Source organism: Cupriavidus sp. 05N38 (assembly GCF_056397345.1).
On record NZ_JBFTNF010000071.1, the window covers coordinates 1 to 22,963 of the forward strand.

21 protein-coding genes are annotated in these 22,963 nt (G+C 66.8%); 1 reads left to right on the plus strand and 20 read right to left on the minus strand.

Annotation, left to right across the window (positions count from 1 at the left end):
- From truB to AC1DK4_RS34235, 9 genes are all read right to left on the minus strand, one after another.
- On the minus strand, positions 1-623 hold a 623-nt coding region (truB, locus tag AC1DK4_RS34195; RefSeq protein ID WP_477132063.1), incomplete at its 3' end, for a tRNA pseudouridine(55) synthase TruB.
- A 91-nt stretch (positions 624-714) separates the two neighbouring features.
- Positions 715-1,083 (minus strand): 30S ribosome-binding factor RbfA, encoded by a 369-nt coding sequence (gene rbfA, locus AC1DK4_RS34200; protein WP_441623884.1) that lies wholly within the window; start codon positions 1,081-1,083, stop codon positions 715-717.
- 69 nt (positions 1,084-1,152) lie between these two features.
- A complete protein-coding gene (gene infB, locus AC1DK4_RS34205; RefSeq protein WP_477132064.1) occupies positions 1,153-4,053 on the minus strand; it encodes a translation initiation factor IF-2 in 2,901 nt (966 codons plus the stop codon).
- Between the two features lie 83 nt (positions 4,054-4,136).
- On the minus strand, positions 4,137-5,612 hold the full coding sequence (gene nusA / locus AC1DK4_RS34210; RefSeq protein ID WP_441623886.1) for a transcription termination factor NusA: 1,476 nt from the start codon (positions 5,610-5,612) through the stop codon (positions 4,137-4,139).
- Complete coding sequence (rimP, locus tag AC1DK4_RS34215; protein WP_441623888.1) at positions 5,609-6,097, minus strand: ribosome maturation factor RimP; 489 nt, start codon at positions 6,095-6,097, stop codon at positions 5,609-5,611. The genes nusA and rimP overlap by 4 nt, the downstream gene beginning before the upstream one ends.
- Positions 6,079-6,279: a hypothetical protein gene (locus tag AC1DK4_RS34220; RefSeq protein WP_441623890.1), complete on the minus strand. Its 201-nt coding sequence runs from the start codon at positions 6,277-6,279 to the stop codon at positions 6,079-6,081. Before AC1DK4_RS34220 ends, rimP begins: the two co-directional genes overlap by 19 nt.
- Positions 6,280-6,443: 164 nt before the next feature.
- Positions 6,444-8,441, minus strand: a complete 1,998-nt coding sequence (gene rluB / locus AC1DK4_RS34225; RefSeq protein WP_441623892.1) for a 23S rRNA pseudouridine(2605) synthase RluB — start codon at positions 8,439-8,441, stop codon at positions 6,444-6,446.
- Positions 8,442-8,446: 5 nt separating this feature from the next.
- The gene (gene scpB, locus AC1DK4_RS34230; protein ID WP_441623894.1) at positions 8,447-9,463 is read right to left on the minus strand and encodes an SMC-Scp complex subunit ScpB; all 1,017 of its coding nucleotides are present in this window, start codon (positions 9,461-9,463) and stop codon (positions 8,447-8,449) included.
- 586 nt (positions 9,464-10,049) lie between these two features.
- The gene (locus tag AC1DK4_RS34235) at positions 10,050-10,805 is read right to left on the minus strand and encodes a sulfite exporter TauE/SafE family protein (RefSeq protein ID WP_441623896.1); all 756 of its coding nucleotides are present in this window, start codon (positions 10,803-10,805) and stop codon (positions 10,050-10,052) included.
- A 292-nt stretch (positions 10,806-11,097) separates the two neighbouring features.
- Here AC1DK4_RS34235 and fnr point away from each other — a divergent pair, with 292 nt between their 5' ends.
- Positions 11,098-11,823, plus strand: a complete 726-nt coding sequence (fnr, locus tag AC1DK4_RS34240; RefSeq protein WP_441623898.1) for a fumarate/nitrate reduction transcriptional regulator Fnr — start codon at positions 11,098-11,100, stop codon at positions 11,821-11,823.
- A 42-nt stretch (positions 11,824-11,865) separates the two neighbouring features.
- Here the strand turns inward: fnr and AC1DK4_RS34245 are convergent, their stop codons facing one another.
- The 11 genes from AC1DK4_RS34245 to lpdA all read right to left on the minus strand — a co-directional run bounded on the left by AC1DK4_RS34245 (position 11,866) and on the right by lpdA (position 22,912).
- Complete coding sequence (locus AC1DK4_RS34245; RefSeq protein ID WP_441623900.1) at positions 11,866-12,111, minus strand: hypothetical protein; 246 nt, start codon at positions 12,109-12,111, stop codon at positions 11,866-11,868.
- Between the two features lie 2 nt (positions 12,112-12,113).
- Positions 12,114-12,332 (minus strand): FixH family protein, encoded by a 219-nt coding sequence (locus AC1DK4_RS34250; protein WP_441623902.1) that lies wholly within the window; start codon positions 12,330-12,332, stop codon positions 12,114-12,116.
- 49 nt (positions 12,333-12,381) lie between these two features.
- Positions 12,382-13,881 (minus strand): cytochrome c oxidase accessory protein CcoG, encoded by a 1,500-nt coding sequence (gene ccoG / locus AC1DK4_RS34255; protein ID WP_477132065.1) that lies wholly within the window; start codon positions 13,879-13,881, stop codon positions 12,382-12,384.
- A 49-nt stretch (positions 13,882-13,930) separates the two neighbouring features.
- Positions 13,931-14,854 (minus strand): cytochrome-c oxidase, cbb3-type subunit III, encoded by a 924-nt coding sequence (ccoP, locus tag AC1DK4_RS34260; RefSeq protein ID WP_441623906.1) that lies wholly within the window; start codon positions 14,852-14,854, stop codon positions 13,931-13,933.
- A gap of 3 nt (positions 14,855-14,857) precedes the next feature.
- Positions 14,858-15,058 carry a cbb3-type cytochrome oxidase subunit 3 gene (locus AC1DK4_RS34265; protein WP_441623907.1) on the minus strand — a complete coding sequence of 67 codons (201 nt, stop codon included), beginning with the start codon at positions 15,056-15,058 and terminating at the stop codon, positions 14,858-14,860.
- A 3-nt stretch (positions 15,059-15,061) separates the two neighbouring features.
- On the minus strand, positions 15,062-15,721 hold the full coding sequence (ccoO, locus tag AC1DK4_RS34270; RefSeq protein WP_441623909.1) for a cytochrome-c oxidase, cbb3-type subunit II: 660 nt from the start codon (positions 15,719-15,721) through the stop codon (positions 15,062-15,064).
- Positions 15,722-15,738: 17 nt separating this feature from the next.
- The gene (gene ccoN, locus AC1DK4_RS34275; protein ID WP_441643518.1) at positions 15,739-17,187 is read right to left on the minus strand and encodes a cytochrome-c oxidase, cbb3-type subunit I; all 1,449 of its coding nucleotides are present in this window, start codon (positions 17,185-17,187) and stop codon (positions 15,739-15,741) included.
- 147 nt (positions 17,188-17,334) lie between these two features.
- Positions 17,335-17,481 (minus strand): cbb3-type cytochrome oxidase assembly protein CcoS, encoded by a 147-nt coding sequence (gene ccoS / locus AC1DK4_RS34280; RefSeq protein ID WP_020206636.1) that lies wholly within the window; start codon positions 17,479-17,481, stop codon positions 17,335-17,337.
- A gap of 3 nt (positions 17,482-17,484) precedes the next feature.
- Positions 17,485-20,064 carry a heavy metal translocating P-type ATPase gene (locus tag AC1DK4_RS34285; protein ID WP_441623913.1) on the minus strand — a complete coding sequence of 860 codons (2,580 nt, stop codon included), beginning with the start codon at positions 20,062-20,064 and terminating at the stop codon, positions 17,485-17,487.
- Between the two features lie 142 nt (positions 20,065-20,206).
- The gene (gene zapE, locus AC1DK4_RS34290) at positions 20,207-21,304 is read right to left on the minus strand and encodes a cell division protein ZapE (protein WP_477132066.1); all 1,098 of its coding nucleotides are present in this window, start codon (positions 21,302-21,304) and stop codon (positions 20,207-20,209) included.
- A 171-nt stretch (positions 21,305-21,475) separates the two neighbouring features.
- Entirely contained in the window at positions 21,476-22,912 is a 1,437-nt protein-coding gene (lpdA, locus tag AC1DK4_RS34295) for a dihydrolipoyl dehydrogenase (protein WP_477132067.1), read from the minus strand.
- Between the last annotated feature and the right edge of the window lie 51 nt (positions 22,913-22,963).

A 22,963-nucleotide genomic window follows, 5' to 3' on the forward strand; every position in this document is an offset into this window, starting at 1 on the left:
CCCGTGAGGTGCGCGCCGCAGCCCAGCGCTTCGCCGATATCCTCGGCCAGCGTGCGGATATAGGTGCCCTTGCTGCAGGTCACCCGCATGGTGAAGGTGGGCGCCGCGGGCAGGCCGCAGCCGAGCAGCGTGATCTCATGGATGGTGACGCGGCGCGCCGCCCGCTCCACGGTCTGGCCGGCGCGCGCGTATTCGTACAGCGGGCGGCCGTCCTTCTTGAGCGCCGAGTGCATGGGCGGCACCTGCTCGATCTCGCCGGTGAAGCGCGCGATCGCCACGCGCAGTGCCTCGGTGTCACACGCCACCTCGCGCTCGGCGATCACCTCGCCTTCCGCATCGCCGGTGGCGGTGCGGATGCCCAGGCGCACCTCGGCCTCATAGGTCTTGTCGGCCTCGAGCAGGTCCTGCGAGAACTTGGTGGCCTCGCCGAAGCACAGCGGCAGCAGGCCGGTGGCGAGCGGGTCGAGCGTGCCGGTATGCCCAGCCTTGAGCGCGCGCAGCATGCGCTTGGCGCGCACCAGCGCATCGTTGGACGACAGGCCCAGCGGCTTGTCGAGCAGCAGCACGCCGTGCACCTCGCGGCGCGGTTGCCGGGGCGGGCGATTGGTTTTCGGATCGGTCATGAGGGGGGAAAGACGGGCGAGGGAAACGGCCAGGCAGACAGACGGAAGCACGGAGGATGAAAAAACGGCCCGCAATGACGGGCCGCTTTCTTCAGTCTTCTTTCGCGCGCGTCGAGTTGGCTTCGCTGATCAGCTTGGACATCTCGATGGCTTGTTCGACCGAGGTGTCGTGATGGAAGTGCAGCGTCGGCACGGTATGGATATGCAGTTGCTTGAACAGCAGCGAATGCAGGTAGCCGGCCTTTTCGTTGAGGATGCCCTGCGCGACTGCGGCATCGGCGCCAAGCACGGTGAAGTACACCTTGGCATGCGCGTAGTCGGGCGTCAGGGTGACCGACTGCAGCGTGACGAGCCCCAGGCGGGGATCGCGCAACTCGCGCGCGATCATCGCGGCCAGGTCACGCTGGATCTGGTCGGAAATCCGGAGATTGCGAGAGGAGATATTGCCTTTCTTGGCCATTCAATGCGGTTTTATCGAGACGGCCGCGGCGGCCCCATCCGCGGATGGGGCCGCCGCACGCGCCACGCCTTACAGCGTGCGCGCCACCTCGGTGATTTCATAAACCTCGAGCTGGTCGCCTTCCTGAACGTCGTTGAAGTTCTTGATCGACAGACCGCATTCGAAGCCTTGCTTGACTTCCTTGACGTCGTCCTTGAAGCGCTTGAGCGAATCGAGCTCGCCGGTATGGATGACCACGTTGTTGCGCAGCACCCGTACCAGGGCGGTACGCTTGACCAGGCCATCGGTGACCATACAACCGGCCACCGCACCGATCTTCGGCACGCGGAACACCTGGCGCACCTCGACCGTACCGAGCGTGACTTCGCGCTTTTCCGGAGCCAGCATGCCCGACATCGCCGCCTTGATCTCGTCTACCGCATCGTAAATGATGTTGTAGTAGCGGATGTCGATGCCGTTGTTCTCGGCCAGCTTGCGCGCGCCGGCATCGGCACGCACGTTGAAGCCGATGATGACCGCCTTCGAGGCCGTGGCCAGGTTGACGTCCGACTCCGAGATGYCGCCCACGCCGCCGTGCACGATCTGCACGCGCACTTCGTCGGTGGAGAGCTTCTGCAGGGACTGCACCAGCGCTTCCTGCGAACCCTGCACGTCGGCCTTCACGATCAGCGGCAGCGTCTGTACTTCGCCTTCGCTCATCTGCTCCAGCATGGTCTCCAGCTTGGCCGCCTGCTGCTTGGCCAGCTTGACGTCGCGGAACTTGCCCTGGCGGAACAGCGCGATTTCGCGCGCCTTGCGCTCGTCGGGCAGCACCAGCACTTCTTCACCGGCGGCCGGCACTTCGGACAGGCCCTGGATCTCGACCGGAATCGAGGGACCCGCTTCCTTGGTCGGCTTGCCGGTTTCGTCCAGCATGGCGCGCACGCGGCCGTAAGCGCTGCCAGCCAGCACCACGTCGCCACGCTTGAGCGTGCCGCTGGTGACCAGGATGGTCGCGATCGGGCCCTTGCCCTTGTCGAGCTGGGCTTCCACCACCAGGCCCTTGGCCGGGGCATCCACCGGWGCCTTCAGTTCCAGCACTTCGGCCTGCAGCAGCACTTGCTCGAGYAGGTCGTCGATGCCGGTGCCGGTCTTGGCGGACACCGGCACGAACGGCGAGTCACCGCCGTATTCTTCCGGCAGCACCTGCTCGGCCACCAGTTCCTGCTTGACGCGGTCCGGGTTGGCTTCGGGCTTGTCGATCTTGTTGATCGCCACCACGATGGGCACGCCCGCCGCCTTGGCGTGGGCGATGGCTTCCTTGGTCTGCGGCATCACGCCGTCGTCCGCGGCCACCACCAGGATGACAATGTCGGTCGCCTTGGCACCGCGTGCACGCATGGCCGTGAAGGCCTCGTGACCCGGGGTGTCGAGGAAGGTGATCACGCCGCGCTCGGTTTCCACATGGTAGGCACCGATATGCTGCGTAATGCCGCCGGCTTCGCCAGCCGCGACCTTTGCGCGACGGATGTAGTCCAGCAGCGAGGTCTTGCCGTGGTCGACGTGACCCATCACGGTCACCACCGGCGGGCGCGGCAGTTGCTCGGCGTCGGTGTGTTCCTCGCCGCCCACCACCAGCAGCGCTTCCGGATCGTCCAGCTTGGCGGCAAACGCCTTGTGGCCCATTTCTTCCACCACGATCATGGCGGTTTCCTGGTCCAGCACCTGGTTGATGGTCACCATCTGGCCGAGTTTCATCATCTGCTTGATGACCTCGGATGCCTTGACGGCCATCTTGTGGGCGAGATCCGCCACCGAAATGGTTTCGGGAACGTGCACTTCGCGCACCACCGGTTCCGTCGGCGCCTGGAAGTTGGTGCCGCGATCGTCCTGCTGGTGGCGATTGCCACGGCCGCGCGGACCACCGCGCCAGCCGCCCACGCCACCCGACGAATCGCCGCGTGTCTTCAGGCCGCTGCCCTTCTTCTTCGAGCCTTCGTCCTGCCAGGTCGAGGAAGTGCCGGCCTTGACCACCTTGCCGGTCTTCTTGTCGACCGTGGTGGTGGCGGTTGCCGTGGTGGCGGGCTTCTTGTCTTCCTTCTTGACCTCGGTGCCAGGCGCCTTGACCGGCTTGTGCAGCGTGCCGGTCTGCTCGGCCTTCTTTTCCTCGGCCTTGCGTTCGGACGGCGCCTTGAGCACGCGCGCCGGCGCATTCAGCATCTGCTGAATGGCACGGGCCTCGGCCTCGGCAGCCTCGCGGCGCTTGCGCGCTGCGTCCTGCTCGGCACGCGCCTTGTCGGCAGCCTGCTTGGCTTCGTCGGCGGCCTTCTGTGCGGCGGCGCGTTCGGCGGCCAGGCGATTCTTGTCGTCCTCGGCCTTCTTGCGCGAATCGTCGTCTTCGGGCGCAGCCGTGGCGGCCGCAGCGCGTAGCGCGGCAGCTTCCTCTTCCGCCTTGCGGGCGGCGAGTTCAGCCTGGCGGCGCTCCTCGGCCTCAAGTGCTTCCTGCTTGGCGCGGCGTTCGGCTTCCTCGCGTTCGGCCGCCTCCTGGCGGGCCTTCAGCTCGGCTTCCTGGCGCGCTAGCAGTTCTGCCTGCTGACGGGCTTCCTCATCCTGGCGCGCCTGCTCGGCCGCATCGACCTGAACGTCGGCGGCGTCGTGGCCATCGGCTGCGCCCTCGGGAGCCGCCTCGTCACGCTTGATCAGGACACGCTTCTTGCGCACCTCGACCTGTACCGTACGCGTCTTGCCGGTGGAATCAGCCTGCCGGATCTCGGAAGTCTCACGCTTGGTCAGCGTGATCTTCTTGCGCGAGCTGTCGTCGGCCTGACCGTGCGAACGCTTGAGGTAGTCCAGCAACCTGGTCTTGTCGGATTCGGTGATGATGTCTTCAGGCGTCACCTTGCCCACCCCAGCTGCCTGCAATTGTTCCAGCAGGGCAGCTGCGCTGCGGCTCAGTTCTGCGGCCAGTTGGGCAACTGTTGTGCTTGCCATTCAAACCCTTTCAATGCTCGGTTTATACGTCGGGACAGTCGTGTGCGGAATACGCGCTCAGTCAATCTGGTTGAGCGTGTCCCTCAGTTAAACCAATGTTCCCGTGCTTTCATGATCAACGCGCGGGCCTCTTCTTCGCCCAGGCCGACCATCTCGACCAGTTCGTCGACTGCCAGTTCGGCGAGTTCGTCACGCGTATGGATACTGCCTTCGGCCAGCTTGCCGATCAGTTCCGGGGTCAGGCCGTCGAGGGAGCGCAGGTCCTGCGACACCTCTTCCACCTTTTCTTCCCGGGCCAGTTCCATCGTCAGGAGTGCATCGCGTGCGCGGTTGCGCAACTCGTTGACGGTGTCTTCGTCGAAGGCATCGATCTCCAGCATCTCGCTGATGGGCACATAGGCCACTTCTTCCAGCGTGGAGAATCCTTCGTCGATCAGGATGTCGGCCACTTCCTCGTCCACGTCCAGCTTGGCCATGAACAACTTGCGCACCACGTCGCTTTCCTCGGCCTGCTTCTGCGCCGATTCTTCCTGCGTCATGATGTTGATCTGCCAGCCGGTCAGTTCGGACGCCAGGCGTACGTTCTGCCCGCTGCGTCCGATGGAGACGGCGAGATTTTCCTCGTCCACCACCACGTCCATGCTGTGCTTTTCCTCGTCCACCACGATGGACTGTACCTGCGCCGGCGCCAGCGCGCCGATCACGAACTGCGCCGGATCTTCCGACCACAGTACGATATCAACCGCCTCGCCGCCGATCTCGTTGCGCACCGCGGTCACCCGCGTGCCGCGCACACCGACACAAGTGCCGATGGGATCGATGCGCTTGTCATGCGCCACCACGGCGATCTTGGCGCGCACGCCAGGGTCGCGGGCAGCCGCCTTGATCTCCAGCAGGCCTTGTTCCATCTCCGGCACTTCGTTCTCGAAGAGCTTGATCAGGAACTCGGGCGCAGTGCGCGAGAGCTCGATCTGGGGCCCGCGCGCGGTGCGGTCCACGTTCAGAATATAGGCGCGGACGCGGTCGCCGGTGCGCAGATTTTCCTTCGGGATGATCTGGTCGCGGGCCAGCAGCGCTTCCACGCGGCCGGATTCCACGATCAGGCCCTTCTTGTCGGCCCGCTTGACGGTGCCGGTCATGACCTTTTCGCCGCGGTCGAGGTAATCGTTGAGGATCTGCTCGCGCTCGGCGTCACGGATCTTCTGCAGGATCACCTGCTTGGCGGCCTGCGCGCCGATACGGCCGAACTCGACCGACTCGATCTGCTCTTCGATGAACTCGTCGAGCTCGATGTCGGCGCTCTGCTCGCGCGCTTCGAACATCAGGATCTGCTTGTCCGGCTCCTGCAGACCCTGTTCATCGGGGACCACGAGCCAGCGGCGGAACGTTTCATGCTCGCCGGATTCACGATCGATGGAGACACGGATATCCACGTCTTCCTCGAAGCGCTTCTTGGTTGCCGAAGCGAGTGCCGCTTCCAGCGCACCGAATACCACATCCTTGTCGACGTTCTTCTCACGCGCAAGCGCATCGACGAGCAACAGAACTTCGCGGCTCATTGCTTGTTCCCTTTTTTCTGATTTCCTTTGAAGTCGATCACCGGCACCAGGCGTGCGCGATCGACATCGGATATGGCGAATTCCAGCAGTGCCGTGCCGTCCTTGCCGTCGAACTCCAGGCCGATCTGCTCCGCCCCCGGCTCGCCGGTGGGTGCCTGCAGGATGCCGACGAAGTTCTTCTGGCCGTCGACCGGGAGGCGCAGCGTGACCCTGGCTTCCTGGCCCGCAAAGCGGACGTAGTCAGCCAGTTTCTTGAGCGGCCGGTCCAGCCCCGGCGAGGACACTTCGAGACGCTCGTAGTCGATATTCTCGACCGTGAGCACGTGGGTAAGCTGACGGCTTACCTTCTCGCAATCCTCGATGACAATCCCGGTTTCAGGCTGATCGATATAGACGCGCATCAATCCGCCCGGAGCGCGCTCGAGCTCAACCAGCTCGTACCCCATGCCGTTCAGGGTGGTTTCGATCAAATCTGCCAGATGCACTGTATTCCCGAATAATGGCCATCAATACCGTGGCAGACCCAGCCCACCGGCACTGCCGCCTTTCTTTTGAAGACGGCTTCGCAGCCTGCTTGCCTGCCCGTCACCCCGACCGGCGCGCCGCGCAAGGACGGCATGCATGCGGATTGGGCGAACCAAAAAAAAATGGGCGCAATGCCCATCATTCGCCCATCCTTTTTCAGGATGACTTTTGAATAGACTTGGATTATACGCCGTTGCGGTGCAAAAGGCAAAGAGATAGCCGGGAGAAACCCGGACGGGAGGACAATGCGCGACGCGCCTCACTCCTTCCCGACCGTAATCCCCGCCACCCGGCACTACAAAAGCGTCAGCGGTTGCCGTCCCGGCCGCCGCCGCGCGGACGGCGATTGCCGTTCGCCTTGCCAGGCTGCGGCATCACATTTCCGTTCGCCTCGCCGCCGCCGCCGCCGCCGCGGCGCGGGCCGCGACCCTGGCCGCCGCCCATGCCACCCATGCCACCCATGCCACCCATGCCACCCATGCCGCCCATGCCGCCCATGCCGCTGGCGCCGCGGGCGCCACGTCCACCGCGCCCACCCATGCCGCCAGGGCCGCGCGGCGTGCCCGCCGCGCCGCCACCGAGCTTGGTGGTATGCGACGTCAGCAGGGTCGGGCCACCGATATAGCCCATCGACGTCTGCATGGGATCCGGCTGGCCACGACCGGCACCGCCGCCACGCGGACCGTTGCCGCGGTTCACGCGCGGCAGGCCGTCCATGCCGGTCGGCATCGGCATGCCGGCAATGGCCGCCTCGGTGCGCGCCTTGCGCCCGGTGACCTTGCTGTTGCCGCCCTTGGGCTGGCTGTCACCCTTCGACGGCGCCTTCAGGCCGATGGATGCCATCAGCGCGCGCACATCGTCGGCTTCAAGTTCCTGCCAGCGGCCACGCTTGAGGCCGCGCGGCAGCAGGAACTGGCCGTAGCGGGTACGGATCAGGCGCGACACGGTCAGGCCAACCGCCTCGAACATGCGACGCACTTCGCGGTTGCGGCCTTCGGTCAGCGCCACGTGATACCAGTGGTTGATGCCCTCGCCGCCGCCATCGGCGATGCGCAGGAAATTGGCCTCGCCATCGTCGAGCTTGATGCCGTGCAGCAGGCGCTGGCGATCGGCCTCGGCCAGTTCACCCAGCGTGCGCACCGCGTATTCGCGCTCCACGCCGTAGCGCGGATGCATGAACTTGTTGGCGATGTCACCCGAAGAGGTGAAGATCAGCAGGCCTTCAGTGTTGAAGTCGAGGCGGCCGACGGCCACCCACTTCCCTGCCTTGATGCGCGGCAGGCTGTCGAACACGGTGGGACGGCCTTCCGGATCCGACTGGCTGACGATCTCGCCGGACGGCTTGTGGTACAGCAGCACGCGCGGCGGCTTGGTCGACACGCGGCGGTGGATCAGCTTGCCGTTGACGCGGACCTGGTCGGCCGGCAGGATACGCTGGCCGATATGGGCCGGCAGGCCGTTGACCGACACGCGCCCTTGCAGGATCAGTTCTTCCATCTCGCGGCGCGAGCCCAGGCCGCCTTCGGCAAGCACCTTGTGCAGCTTGGGAGCGTCGTCGTCCGCGGAGAGTTCGCGCACTGGCTTGACCTTGGCACGCGCACCGCTGGCGTCTTCCTGGTCGTACTGCCCGGAAATCACGAAGCGGAACAGATCTTCGCCGCTTGCCGCGGCAGCGGCCGGCGCCTTGTCGGCCGCACCCGGCGCCGGGCGCTGTGCGCCGCCGCCCTTGCCCTTGTTGCCCTTGCCTGCCTGGCGCCCTGCGCCCTGCTGGCCTTCGGCGCCGCCGCGGCGGCCCTGGGGCTGCGCCTGGCCCTGCTGACCCTGGCCCTGACCCTGTTGAGGCTTGCGCTTGCGTGCGCCGTTGGGTCGTGCCCCGTCGCGCTGGCGTTCGCCGGCGACTTCGGCACCTGCCTCGCCCACACCGGCGGCGTCGCCACCGGCTGCGCGGCGCCCACGCGGCGCCGGGCGCTCGCCCTGCTGCTCGCCGGCCTGTGCCGCCTCGCCTTCGGCGGGCTTGCGCTTGCCACGGGTGCGCCCCTTGCGCGCGCCGTCGCCCTGTCCGGGCTGGGCGTCGGACGCACCAGCCTCGGGAGCGGCGGCCTGCTCGCCATCGGCGGGGCGGCCGCCCTCGCGGTCCTGCGCAGACTGGCGGCGCGTGGCTACCAGGTTGCGCAAGCCACGGCGCAGGCCCTTGCGGCGCGGTGCGCCTTCGGCGCCGTTGCCGGCGTCGCCGGCCGGCGCATCCGCCGGGCGGACGTCTTGATCAACAGAATCGGACAAGGTATTCACATTCGGATGTTGCATGGTGTTCAGTTGGACACGCGCTCGTCGAGCTCATCGTGCTCGCTAGGGTGCGCCGGATTCGCCGGGTTCATGCCCGACGATGCCGGGGCTTCGGGCTCCTGCTCGCCGGAGGCCACTTGCACGTGGTAACCGTTGGCCGGGGCTCGCTCTTCCGCTTCTTCATCTGCCTCGCCGTCGGTCGCGGCGGGCTCCGCCTCGGCGGCGGATTCTTCTTCCTCGATGCCCGGGCCTGCACCGGACGTCACGCTTGCGGGCCCGACAGCGGCTTGCACTGCAGGCTCACCTGCCGTAGCCAGCTCCCGAACCGGCTCCGCATCCGCCTCGGGCAGTGCCGCAGCTTCGGCCTCACCCTCGGCAGCAGCAGCCTGCCCGGCGGGATCCGCCTGGGCGGACTCAGCCTCGTCAGGCGCCGCCAGCGCGAACGCTTCTTCGTCGCTGCCGGCGGGTACGCTGCCCAGGGACTCGAAATCGATCGGCTCCTGGTTCAGCAACGCGACCTGCGACTGCGCCTGCATGTCTTCCAGCGGCGGCAGCTCGTCCAGCGTACGCAGGCCAAGGTCGTCGAGGAAGGCCTTGGTGGTGGCGTACAGCGCCGGGCGTCCGGGCACGTCGCGGTGCCCGATGACCTCGATCCAGCTGCGGTCTTCGAGCTTCTTCACCACTTCGGTGCTCACCGTGACGCCGCGGATCTCCTCGATATCGCCCCGCGTGACCGGCTGCCGGTAAGCGATGATCGCCAGCGTCTCCATCACCGCGCGGGAATACTTCGGCGGCTTCTCGGGATTGAGCCGGTCGAGGTATTCGCGCATGGCGGGGCGGCTCTGGAAGCGCCAGCCGCTGGCCAGCGCCACCAGTTCCACGCCGCGCTGCTCCCAGTCGCGGCGCAGCTCGTCGAGCAGGACCCGGATGGTGTCGGCACCGACGTCGTCGGCGAACAACCGCCGCATGTCATGGACGCGCAAAGGTTCCTGCGCACAGATCAGCGCGGTCTCGAGGACGATCTTCGCCTCTTGGGTATTCATGTTGATTGCGTGCAGCCTGTCTTTGCACCTGCGCCCCTGAATATCCGGGACGCACTGGAGATTGCGGGTTCAGCGGTAGGGATTGCCACCGCCATCTGTCCGCGCAGCCAACCGCATGCTCGTTGCATTGCCGGCAGTGCGCTTTCTTTTTTGCATCGGATGCCGGACCTGACCGGCAGGAGATCGCCCGGCCACCGGCTCTACCTGCCGGTCGACGGAGCCCTTGCGTCGCGCCTCCCCCCTGATGTGGCGGACTTGTCCGGCGCGACATCGATCGCCCCGGGCGCAAGAAAATAACGGATATCGGACCTGCGTGGCTTATCTCGCCCCGCCCTGCCGAGGCTGGTCTTTTGAACCGAATCTTTTAAACCGGACGGCGGGTGGGGAACGGTCCCTGGCGGTCATACCTGCCCGGGGGTTCCTGGCATGCATCCCTGAGATGCGAATGCTAACCGGCGATGCCACGATGAATTACGCTGCGCGATATCGCTGTTCTTGCGATTGTATGGCATTCCCTGGCAAACCTGCAACCGCTTCCCTTGCGAATCGACCTGTCCGAGTGCGCGGCGCGTCACCGGAGCGCCTCTCAGAAGACCAGGCAGAAGCCATGCGCCGCCAGCGACTCTGGCAAAAGCAGCGCCCGCGCCACGCCCGCCACGCCAAAGCCGATCACGGCGAGCCCGGCCACGGCGCGTACCAGCGGACGGCGCGACCATTGCCGGAAATAGCCCGACAGCCCCGAAATCACCAGCAAGTTGGGCAAGGTGCCCAGGCCGAACACGGCCATCACCAGGGCGCCGGAGGCGGCGTTGCCCGCCAGCAGCGCCATGGCCAGTGCGCCATACACCATGCCGCACGGCACCAGCCCCCATGCCAGCCCCATGCCATAGCGGCGCAGCAGCCGCGCTTGCGGCAACGCCGTGCCGGCGAGCCGTCCGGCCGCCGCCAAGCCCAGCAGCAAGCCGCCGGCACCGCGGGCAGCCAGCCGTTCAAGCCAGCCCGCGCCGGGCGTGCGCCCGCCCAGCATCCACAGCCCCGACACCACCAGCATCACGCTGCCGGCGCCGAACAGCCAGCGCTGCACCGGCAGGTACTGCGCCTTCCAGGCAGCGGCGCCAAGCGCACCGAGCAATGCCCCCAGCACCGCATACATGCTGAGCCGGCCGGCATGCATGACCAGCAACTCGATCAGCCAGTGGCCGGGACGCCGCAGGATGGTCGCCGGCACCCGCGCGACACCGCCCTGCTCGGCGGCCAGCGCGATCCCGCCGCACATCGCTGCACAGTGCACGCCACCCAGCAAGGCCAGGGTAAATACACTGAAAAGCACGCCTATGGTCAACTTCTACTCCCTGTCGTAACGTTTCGCGCGTTAAAATGCGGCTAACGCGCCCCCGCAGATCCCAGAGGCGCTGTCGATTTCCTGCCCAGCGCCCGCGCCAATGCGCGTGATCGCAGACATGACGACGAGCAACGGTGCGCAGCATCCCGCCAGAGGGTGCAAGCGCGCCAGACTCGCGCGCCAGGGCTGATGCCGACGGTGCCTGAAACCGACGCTTTCAACGTCAAGCTCTCAACGCCATGCGCCTGCCCCACAGCGCTGGATTGACTGCGCCAAACCGGACAGGCCCCAATTGCTCACCTCCATTCCCATCACCGAGATGTCGCCCCGCTGCTCCACCTGCTCGCTGGGCCAGCTCTGCCTGCCCGTCGGCATGTCGCAGCAGGACCTCGAGAAAATGGATACGCTGGTGCAGGAGCGGGTGCGCGTACGCAAGGGCGAGACCCTGTACCGCCTCGGCGACCCGCTCACCGCCGTCTATGCGATCCGCTTCGGTACGCTCAAGACCCACCTGACCATGGAAGATGGTCGCTCCCAGATCACCGGCTTTCACCTTCCCGGCGAAGTCGTCGGCCTGGACGGCCTCGGCGAGATGCAGCATGCGTCCGATGCCACCGCGCTCGAGGATACCGAAGTCTGCGTCGTGCGCTTCGGCGATCTCGAAGCGCTGTCCGGCTCCCTGCCGTCCCTGCAGCACCAGTTCATGCGGCTGATGAGCCGGGAGATCTCGCAGGACCAGGTCATGCTGATCACGCTCGGCTCGATGCGCGCCGAAGAACGCCTCGCCACCTTCCTGATCAATCTGTCGGAGCGGCTTTCCGCGCGCGGCTACTCGTCTTCCGAATTCGTGCTGCGCATGAGCCGGGAAGAAATCGGCAGCTATCTCGGGCTCAAGCTCGAGACGGTCAGCCGGCTGTTCTCCCGCTTCGCGGAAGCCGGGCTGATCCAGATCCGCCAGCGCCACGTCAAGCTGGTCGACATGCCGGGCATCAAGCAGATCGTCAACAAGTCCTGCTAGGCCGCCAGGCCGATCTCCGGCGGCGCGCGCGGCGCGGCCGCCTCATTCCAGCTCGTCGGTGTCGGCCAGCCGCGTCGGCATCGTGTACAGCGTGAGCCCGCTCGATAACGAGCAGAGCACCCACGCGAACAGGAATCCCACCGTGTAGACCGCTTCGCGCGAGGCCTCCACCGGCTGCCCGAAGAAATGCAGGTCCCCCGGATCGATCATCGAGAACACCAGCGCGGTGGTCAGGCCGCCCACCAGGAAACCGGGCCACAGCACCCACATCAGCCAGCGCAGTCTCATGGTCACCTCGCCTGCGTCGCGGCCGGCACTGCATCGCGCGTGGCGCCTCGGGCCTTCTCGACCACCAGCCCGTGCCGCGACACGCCCTCCACGACCGGCTGGTCGGGATGCGACATCGCCAGCCAGATGGTGAAGCCGCAGCCCACCATCGCGACCAGCGGGCCGCTCATCAGCAGCCACGGCCAGGGCTCCTTCCACCAGGGATTGCTTTGCTGCGTCATCTGGCCTCCTCTATGTTGCGTGTTTGACCTGTGACTCCGGCGGCCGGCGTCACAGATTGCGCGGCACGATAAAGCTCGTGCTCTGGCTGATCTCCGCGGCGCTGGCGCCTCCGGCTTCGCTGCCGGCGGTGCTCACCGTGACCTGGATCTTGTGCGTGCCGTGGCCCGCGGCTTCGATCGGCACGCGCACGCGAATCGGAATCAGCCGGTTCGACGTGGGATCGAGGTTGCCGGCGCTGTGGTCGTACTCCACCGCGAGGCCCTTCAGTTCGTCGCTCTCGGCGCGGATCGCGACGCGCATCGGTGCTTCGGTCGTGTTGATCRACTGCAGCCGGTACACGTTCTCGATCCAGCGGCCCTCCACTTCCCGGCCGAGCGCGCCGCGGTCGCGGATGATGTCCACCTTGAGCGGCGTGCGCATGGCCAGCGAGGCCATGAAGCCGGCGGCCAGGGCCAGCCAGATCACCGAGTACACCACCGTGCGCGGACGCACCAGGCGCTTGCGCGCCACCGCTTCCGAGAGTGCGCGGCGCATGGCGTTCTCCGACGTGTAGCGGATCAGCCCGCGCGGGTACGCCATCTTGTCCATGACCTGGTTGCAGGCATCGATGCAGGCGCCGCAGCCGATGCAGTCGTACTGCAGGCCGTCGCGGATATCGATGCCGGTCGGGCATACCTGCACGCAGATGCTGCAGTTCACGCAATCGCCGAGGCCCGAAGCCTTGTAGTCGGCCTTGCGCGAGCGGCTGCCGCGCGGCTCGCCGCGGCCCACGTCGTAGGTCACGACATAGGTGTCGCGGTCCACCATCACGCTCTGGAAGCGTGCGTAGGGGCACATGTACTTGCACACCTGCTCGCGCATGAAGCCGGCGTTGCCCCAGGTGGCGAACGCGTAGAACAGCATCCAGAAAGTCTGCCACGGGCCCAGCGACAGGCTCAGCACCTGGGCGCCGAGCGCGCGGATCGGCGAGAAGTAGCCGACGAAGGTAAAGCCCGTCCACAGTGCGATCAGGATCCACAGCGTATGCTTGGAGGCCTTGAGCCGCAGCTTGCGTACGCTCCACGGATCGCCGTCGAGGCGGATGCGCGCGAAGCGGTCGCCTTCGACATGCCGCTCGATCCACATGAAAATCTCGGTATAGACCGTCTGCGGACATGCATAGCCGCAGAACAGCCTGCCCGCGATGGCGGTGAACAGGAACAGCGAGAGCGCGGAGATGACCAGCAGCACCGCGAGGTAGATCACGTCCTGCGGCCACAACACCAGGCCGAAGATATAGAACTTGCGCGCGCCAAGGTCGAACAGCATGGCCTGGCGGCCATTCCATTGCAGCCAGGGCATGCCGTAGAAGAACAGCTGGGTCAGGACCACCATCCAGACCCGCCAGCGCGAGAACGCGCCGGACACCGAGCGCGGATAGATCTTGCGGCGGACTTCGTAGAGGGTTTCGTCGGAGCTCTGCGCATCCGCCGTGGCGGATGCGCTCTCGCGCTGGGCCGGTTGCGAGGTGCCAGACCTGGCAAGCGGCTCCGGTTCGGGGGCGTTCATGGATTGTTGTCTCCGCCCGCGCAAGGGTCACGCAGGCATGCTGCCACGCTCATTGGCCGCTCCCGGTGCCTGCCCCGCTGTTGGACAGCCCCCATACGTAGGCGGTCAGCATGCGGATGCGCTCGGGCGTCAGGATCTCTTCGTGCGCGGGCATATGGTTGTTGTGGCCCTTCAGGATGGCGTCGACGATGCTCGCCTCCGAGCTGCCGTACAGCCAGACGTTGTCCGACAGGTTGGGCGCGCCGAGCGCCTGGTTGCCCTTGCCGGTGGAGCCGTGGCAGGCCGCGCAGGTCGACTTGAAGGTGCTCTCGCCGCGCGAGGCGCGGATCGGATCGGACGCCAGCCCCGACAGCGAGCGCACGTACTGCGCCACGTCGCCGGCCAGCTTTGCATCGACGGTGGCGGCCTGCGACGGCATCACGCCGTTGCGGCCCTTGGTGATGGTCTGGGTGATGGTGGCGGGCTCGCCGCCATACAGCCAGTCGGCGTCGGTCAGGTTGGGAAAGCCGCGGCTGCCGCGCGCGTCCGAGCCGTGGCACTGCGCGCAGTAGTTGAGGAACAGCCGCTGGCCGATCTCGCGCGCCTGCGGGTCCGCCGCCACCTGCTTGACGTCCATCTTCATGTACTTGCCGTAGATTTCGTTCTGCACCTGTTCGGCAGCCTGGCGGTGCGCCGCCAGTTCTCCCTGCGAGGAGTACTTGAGCACGCCGGCGTAGGAGCCGAGGCCGGGATACAGCACCAGGTATGCCAGGCCGAAGATGCACGCCAGCAGGAACATCCACATCCACCAGCGCGGCAGCGGGTTGTTCAGTTCGCGCAGGTCGCCGTCCCACACGTGGCCGGTGTCCTGGCCGGCGCCCGCCACCTTGGTCACCTTGCGTTGCGAGAACAGCAGCCACACGCACCAGACGATGCCGACCAGCGCAATGGCGGCAATGTAGTAACTCCAGAAATCCGTGAAGAAGTCGCTCATGACTCAGTGTCCCTGCTTGGTATGGTTGGCGCCGCCCGCGGGGCTGCGCTCTTGGCTGGCGGCGAGCGGTTCGTCGGGCAGCGCGAACGGCAGCAGCGCCGACTCCGCGTTGGCGGGCTGGCGGCCGGCCGACCAGGCCCACCAGCAGATCGCCAGGAACGCGATCATCGAAACCACGGTGGAGAATGCAGTGATCATGGCCATGGCTTACTCCTTGGCGGACGCGGCCGCTGTGTCCACGCGGACGTTGCGCTTGCTGATGCCGAGTTCCTGCAGGTAGGCCACCAGCGCGTCTTCCTCGGTCTTGCCCTCCAGCGTGGCTGGCGCCTGCTCGATCTCGGCCTCCGTATAGGGCACGCCCAGGCGCTTGAGCGCGCGCATGCGGTCACGGATGTCGCCGGTAGGCAACGGTGCCTTCTCGAGCCACGGGTACGACGGCATCACCGATTCGGGCACCACGTCGCGCGGGTTGCGCAGGTGGATGCGCTGCCAGTCTTCGGAGTAGCGCCCGCCCACGCGCGCCAGGTCGGGGCCGGTACGCTTGGAGCCCCACAAGAAGGGGTGGTCGTAGACCGATTCGCCCGCCGTCGAGTAGTGGCCGTAGCGCTCGGTCTCGGCCTGCAGCGTGCGCACCTGCTGCGAGTGGCAACCCACGCAGCCTTCGCGGATGTAGACGTCGCGGCCCATCAGGCGCAGCGGCGAATACGGCTTGATGCCGGGGTCCGGCTCGGTGGTGGAGTGCTGGAAGAACAGCGGCACGATCTGGACCAGCCCAGCGATGCTGACCACCAGGATGGTGCAGATGATCAGCCAGCCGATGTTCTTCTCCAGGGTCTCGTGAGAAAAGAAGCTTTGTTTCTGCGACATCATTTCTCCTGGCGTAGTCAGTGGGCGGCGGCGGCGGCCGTCGCCGGGATCGGCGCGTCCACGGCGGGCTTGCCGATGATGGTCTTGGCCACGTTGTAGGCCATCAGCAGCATGCCGGAGAGGAAGCACAGGCCGCCCAGCAGACGGATCAGGTAGAACGGGTACTTGGCCTTGACCGCTTCCACGAAGGCGTAGGTGAGCGTGCCGTCGGGCTGCGTGGCGCGCCACATCAGGCCTTCCATCACGCCGGCGATCCACATCGAGGCGATGTACAGCACCACGCCGATGGTGGCGATCCAGAAGTGCAGCTCGATCAGGCGCACGCTGTACATCTCTTTCTCGCCGAACAGCCGCGGGATCAGGTAGTAGAGCGAACCGATGGAGATCATCGCGACCCAGCCCAGCGCGCCGGAGTGCACGTGGCCGATGGTCCAGTCCGTGTAGTGCGACAGCGCGTTGACGGTCTTGATCGACATCATCGAGCCCTCGAACGTCGCCATGCCGTAGAACGACAGCGCCACCACCAGGAACTTGAGGATGGGGTCGGTGCGCAGCTTGTGCCAGGCACCCGACAAGGTCATGATGCCGTTGATCATGCCGCCCCACGACGGCGCCAGCAGGATCAGCGAGAACACCATGCCCAGCGACTGCGCCCAGTCGGGCAGCGCCGTGTATTGCAGGTGGTGGGGACCGGCCCACATATAGGTGAAGTTGAGCGCCCAGAAGTGGACGATCGACAGGCGGTAGGAATAGATCGGGCGACCGGCCTGCTTGGGGATGAAGTAATACATCATGCCCAGGAAGCTGGTGGTCAGGAAGAAGCCCACCGCGTTATGGCCGTACCACCACTGCACCATCGCGTCCTGCACGCCGGCGTAAGCCGAGTAGGACTTCCACATCGACACCGGCATCTCGATATTGTTGACGATATGCAGGATGGCGATGGTCAGGATGTAGGCGCCGAAGAACCAGTTGGCCACGTAGATATGGCGGGTCTTGCGCTTGACGATGGTGCCGAAGAACACGATGGCGTAGGCCACCCACACCAGCGTGATGAGGATGTCGATCGGCCATTCGAGCTCGGCGTATTCCTTCGAGCTGGTGATGCCCATGGGCAGCGTGATGGCCGCTGCCACGATCACAAGCTGCCAGCCCCAGAACGTGAAGGCCGCCAGCGGGCCGCAGAACAGGCGCGCCTGGCAGGTACGCTGCACCACGTAGTAGGAGGTGGCGAACAGCGCGCTGCCGCCGAAGGCAAAGATCACCGCATTGGTATGCAGCGGACGCAGGCGCCCGAACGACAGCCACGGCGTATTGAAGTTGAGTTCAGGCCAGATCAGCTGTGCTGCGAGCAGCACGCCGACGGCCATGCCGACGATCCCCCACACGACCGTCATGACGGCAAATTGCCGCACGACGCCGTAATTGAAGGTGTCGGCGCGAGAAGACGCGGCGGTGACATCCATTCAGACCCCCAGATTGTAGAAAGCAGAAATTGATGACGTGACTGTAGGAAAACCCGGCATGGGGTGTCTTGATCTGTATCAAGCGCATCGGAAAGCCCTGGAACTTGCTCGCTGGCGCGTTGCCCGCGGGCAGCCGCGGCACCGGTCTCAAGGCTTGTCGTTGTCCAGCAGGATGGCTTCGGCGGGACGATCGAGATCGTCGTACTGGCCGGCGTGCAGCGCCCACCAGAGGGCGCCTGCGATCACCGCCACCAGCACCAGGCTCATCGGCACCAGCAGGTAAAGCATGTCCATGCGTCAGTCTCCGGTCTTGCCGGCGCGCAGCAGGCGCCAGGCATTGGCCACCACCAGCAGCGACGACAGCGACATGCCGATGCCCGCCATCCAGGCGGTGACATGGCCGGTGGCCGCCAGCGGGATGGCGATGACGTTGTAGGCAAAGGCCCAGCCGAGGTTCTGGCGCACCACGCGGCGCGTGCGGCGCGCGGTGCGCAGCGCCTGCGCGATCTCGGCGATGCGCCCGTGCGCGAGCACGGCGTCGGCGCCGGCCTGTGCCAGCGGCGCGCCGCTGCCGATGGCGATGGACACCTGCGCCTGCGCGAGCACCGGCGCGTCGTTGATGCCGTCGCCGACCGCCAGCACCACCGCGCCGGCGCGCTGCAGGCGCGCCACGTATGCGCGCTTGCCCTCGGGAGTGACGCCGCCCTCGCGGCGCGCGATGCCGAAATGGTCGGCCCACCAGCCCACCGCCGAAGGCGTGTCGCCCGATACCAGGTGGGTGGTCACGCCAAGCTCGCGTAGCTGCGCCAGCAAGCTGGCCGCCTGCTCGCGCTCGGTGTCGGCCAGCGCGAAGATCGCCAGCGCGCCGGCGGCATCGCCCAGCCAGACCAGCGTGGCGCCGCGGCGTTCGCTGGCGGCCAGCGTCGCTTCGATGGTGTCGGCCCTGCCCGCGCCAGCATCGCCGGCCAGCGCGGCAACGAAGCCGCGCCGGCCCAGCCGCAGGCGCCGTCCATCCACCTCGGCTTCCAGTCCCTGGCCCGGCACGTTGCGCACGGCGCCGACCACATGGGTGTCGTCGGCCAGTCCTTGCGCCTGCGCCGCCTCGACAATGCCGCGAGCGATCGGATGTTCGCCCGAGCGCTCGATGGCAGCTGCCAGACGCAGGCTGGCCGCCGCTTCGTCCACCCCGTCCGCCCCGGCCGCCCCTACCACATGTATCCCGGCCAGCGCGAAGCGCCCCTGGGTCAGCGTGCCGGTCTTGTCCAGCATCACGTCCGTGACCCCGGCCAGCGCCTCCAGCGCGTGGCCGCGCGTCAGCAGCACACCGCGCCGCGACAGCGCCGCACCCGCGGCGGCCAGTGCCGCCGGCGTTGCCAGCGACAACGCGCACGGACAGCTCACCACCAGCACCGCCACCGTAACCGGCAGCGCGCGCGCGGGATCGACCCACAGCCACCAGACCACGCCGGCCGCCGCCGCCAGCACCAGCAGGACGGCGACGAACCAGCCCGCCACGCGGTCGGCCATGGCGGCCAGGCGCGGCTTTTCAGCCAGCGCCCGGTCCAGCACCGCGACGATCTCGGCCAGGCGCGTGGCGGCGCCCACCCTGGCCACGCGCAACTCGAGCGGACTGGCGGTATTGAAGCAGCCGGCCAGCACCGCATCGCCCACGCCGCGTGCGACCGGCCTGCTCTCGCCGGTCAGCATCGATTCGTCCAGCTCGCTGGCGCCGGCCGCGACCGTCGCGTCCGCGGGCACCACCTCGCCGGCCTTGACCCGGATCAGGTCGCCCGCGCGCAGGCGCGCCACCGGCACGCGCTCCCCCACCCCGCCTTCGGCCTGCAAGCGCTCGCAGGTGGACGGCAACTGGCGCGCCAGCATCTCGGCGCCGCTGCGCGAAGCCTGACGCACACGCAGCTCCAGGTAGCGCGCCAGCAACAGGAAGGCGACGAACATGGTGACGGAATCGAAGTACACCTCGCCGCTGCCGCGCAGCGTGGCGATGGTGCTGGCAACGAAGCCGGCACCGACGCCGATCGCCACCGGCACGTCCATGCCCAGGTGACGCCGGCGCAGGCTGCGCCATGCGCCGGCGAAGATCGGCGAAGCCGAATACAGCACTACCGGCAGGGTCAGCACCAGGCTGGCCCAGCGCATCAGTTGCAACTGGCCGGGGTCGATGGTGGCTTCGTGCGTGTAGATGGGCCACGCGTACATCATGACCTGCATCATGCCGAGCATGGCCACCGCCATGCGCATCAGCAGGCCGCGGCGCGCGTGGCGGTCCTGGCGGTCCGAGCGCGACACTTCGAACGGCCACGCCAGGTAGCCGATCGACGCCAGCGCGGCGAGCAAGGCAGACACCGGCTGCTCCGCCTCGCGCCAGCGCACCATCACACGGCGCGTGGCCACGTTGGCGATCACCGATTCCACCCCCGGCAGGCTGCCCAGGTGCTGCTCGATCAGCCACGCACAGGCGGCGCAGCGGATATGCTCGGGCGCCAGCGTGATCTCGGCGCGGCGCTCGTCGAGCGGCCGCACGAACTGCGCTCGCAGCTCCTCCGTGTCGTAGGCGGCCCAGATGGGCTCGGCTTCGCGTCGCGCGGCATCATCGATGGGGCGGGCGAACCGGGCCTGATCGCCGTAGAGATGGCCAAAGCCGGCGCCGTGCAGGGTCTGTGCCAGTGTCTGGCAGCCGCCGCAGCAGAAGACATGGTCCTCGCCACCGATGCTGGCGCGCAAGACGGGGGCGCCAGCCGCAAGCGGCTGGCCGCAATGAAAGCAGCCCGCACGCCCGGCGGCGGCCGGCGCGCTGCCCGTGCCGGCAGGCGGCGTAATCGGTATGGGTGCGGCGGCAGCGGCGGAGGATGGGGGCATCGGGACTCTTTTTTACCAGGTGCATGGTATGAGTCCCGCAGGCAAGCCGCCTTGATATGGATCAAGCGTGCCACGCGGCGGCGGCACGCCGGCCCGCCCGGAGCGGCCAGCGCTCCAGGTCGACCGGTCAGGTCAGGTCAGGTCAGGTCAGCGATGTATCCACGGTGCGGCGCGGCGCTTCCAGGTATTCGCGCGATTGCATCTCGATGATGCGCGAGACGGTGCGATGGAATTCGTTGGACATCTGGCCCTCGGTGTACAACTCGTCGGCGGGCACTTCGGCCGAGATCAGCAGCTTGACCTTGTGATCGTAGAAGACATCGATCAGCCAGGTGAAGCGCCGTGCCTCGGACGACATGCGCGGCGTCATCTTGGGAACGTCCGACAGGATCACCGTATGGAACTGGGTGGCCAGTTCGAGATAATCGTTCTGCGAGCGCGGCCCGCAGCATAGCGTGTTGAAATCGAACCAGACCGCCCCGCCAGCCTTGCGCAGCGCGCGCAGTTCGCGATGCTCGATATGCAGGATGGGCGACTCGTCGGCCACCCCGGCAATGCTGGTGAACGCCTGCCGGAGTGCCGAGCTGGCCTCCGGGCCGAGCGGCGTGTGATACGCCTGCACCTGCTCCAGCGCGCGCTTGCGGTAGTCGATGCCGGCATCCACGTTGAGCACGTCGAGCTTTTGCTGCAGCAGCGCAATGGCGGGCAGCACGCGGTCGCGGTGCAGGCCGTCCGGATAGAGCAGGTCCGRCCGGTAGTTGGAGGTCATGACGAACTGCACGCCGTTCTCGAACAGCTGCTGGAGCAGGCGGTGCAGGATCATGGCATCGGCCACGTCGTTGACGTGGAACTCGTCGAAGCAGATCAGGCGGAACCGCCGCGCGATGCGCTTGGCCAGTTCGTCGAGCGGGTCCGGACGGCCGCGCAGCTCCTCGAGCTGGCGATGCACCTCGCGCATGAACTCATGGAAGTGCAGGCGCGTCTTGCGCACCACCGGCACGCAGGTAAAGAAACTGTCCATCAGGAAGGACTTGCCGCGCCCCACGCCGCCCCACAGGTACACGCCCTTGGGCACGTCCGGATGCACCAGCAGCTTCTTCAGCGTGCTGTTGCGGCGGCTCTTGTACGCCACCCACTCGTCATAGCACTGCTGCAACCGGTCGACGGCGCGCAGCTGCGCCTCGTCGGAGGTGTAGCCGCGTTGCTTCAGTTCCTGCTCGTAGTACTCACGGACGTTCATGCTGACTGCTTGCGCTGATGCCGGCCTTGATGCTGACAGGCCCGCCTGGAAGTATATCGAGGCGCGCACCGGGATACCAATATCCCGCCGCCCCCGAAAGCGAAAACGGCGCGCCGCTGGAGCGGCGCGCCGGTACTCAATGATACGCTGGCCAATACGCTGGCATGCGCCTTACATATTGAGCTGGCGCTTGTCCACGGCGAGAGCGGCTTCGCGCATGACTTCCGACATCGACGGATGCGGATGGCAGGTGCGGCCGATGTCTTCGCTGGCGGCCTTGAACTCCATCGCCACCACGGCTTCGGCGATCAGGTCCGATGCGTTCGCGGCGACCACGTGCACGCCCAGGATCTCGTCGGTCTTGGCGTCGGCCAGCATCTTGACGAAGCCATCCGAGTGCCCCATGCCCAGCGCGCGGCCGTTGGCCATGAAGGGGAACTGGCCGGACTTGTACTCGCGGCCTTCGGCCTTGAGCTGCTGCTCGGTTTTGCCCACCCACGCGATTTCCGGGAAGGTGTAGATCACCCAGGGAATGCAGTTGTAGTCGATGTGCGGCTTCTGGCCGACAATGCGCTCGRCCACGGCCACGCCTTCGTCTTCTGCCTTGTGCGCCAGCATCGGGCCGCGCACCACGTCGCCGATGGCCCACAGGCCCGGCACCTTGGTGGCGCAGTGATCGTCCACCTCGATGAAGCCGCGCTGGTCCGCGGCCAGGCCGATGGCTTCCAGGCCGAGGTTGTCGGTGTTGGGCACGCGGCCGACCGACACGATCAGGCGATCCACTTCCAGGGTCTGCGCGGCGCCGTCCTTGTCGGTGTAGCTGACGGTGACGTTGTCCGCGCCGGTCTTGACCTCGTTGACCTTCACGCCGAGGCTGAACTTCAGGCCTTGCTTGGTCAGCAGCTTTTGCACTTCCTTGGCCACGCCATCGTCGGCGGCACCCAGGAACGCGGGCAGCGCTTCCAGCACGGTCACTTCGGCACCCAGGCGGCGCCACACCGAGCCCAGCTCGAGGCCGATCACGCCGGCGCCGATCACGCCCAGCTTCTTCGGCACGCCGGCGAACTTGAGCGCGCCTTCGTTATCGCTGATCAGCTTGTTGTCGACGGTGATGCCCGGCAGGTGGCGCGCCTTGGAACCGGTGGCGATGATGACCTGCTTGGCGGTCACGACTTCGGTGCCGGCCTTGCCGGCGATCTCGACCTGGAAGCCCTCGGCGGTCTTGCCGGTGAACTTGCCGTAGCCCTTGAGCAGCGTGACCTTGTTCTTGCGGAACAGGAACTCGATGCCCTTGGTCATCTTGCCGACGATGTCGTCCTTGCGCTTGAGCATCTTGGCCACGTCGACCTTGACGTCGCCCACGGTGATGCCGTGGTCGCCGAGATGGTGCTGCACGTTCTCGAACTCTTCCGAGGAGGCCAGCAGCGCCTTGGAGGGAATGCAGCCCACGTTCAGGCAGGTGCCGCCCAGGCGCGGTTCGTCCTTCGGATCGTCGTAGGCATTGCCTTCGCAGCAGGCCACGTTCAGGCCGAGCTGGCCGGCACGGATGGCGGCGATATAGCCGCCGGGGCCGGCACCGATCACCAGCACGTCGAATTGTTTGCTCATGGATTTCCTTTTGCGGCCCGGGGCGGGGCAACCTCGCCCGCCGGGCCGCCA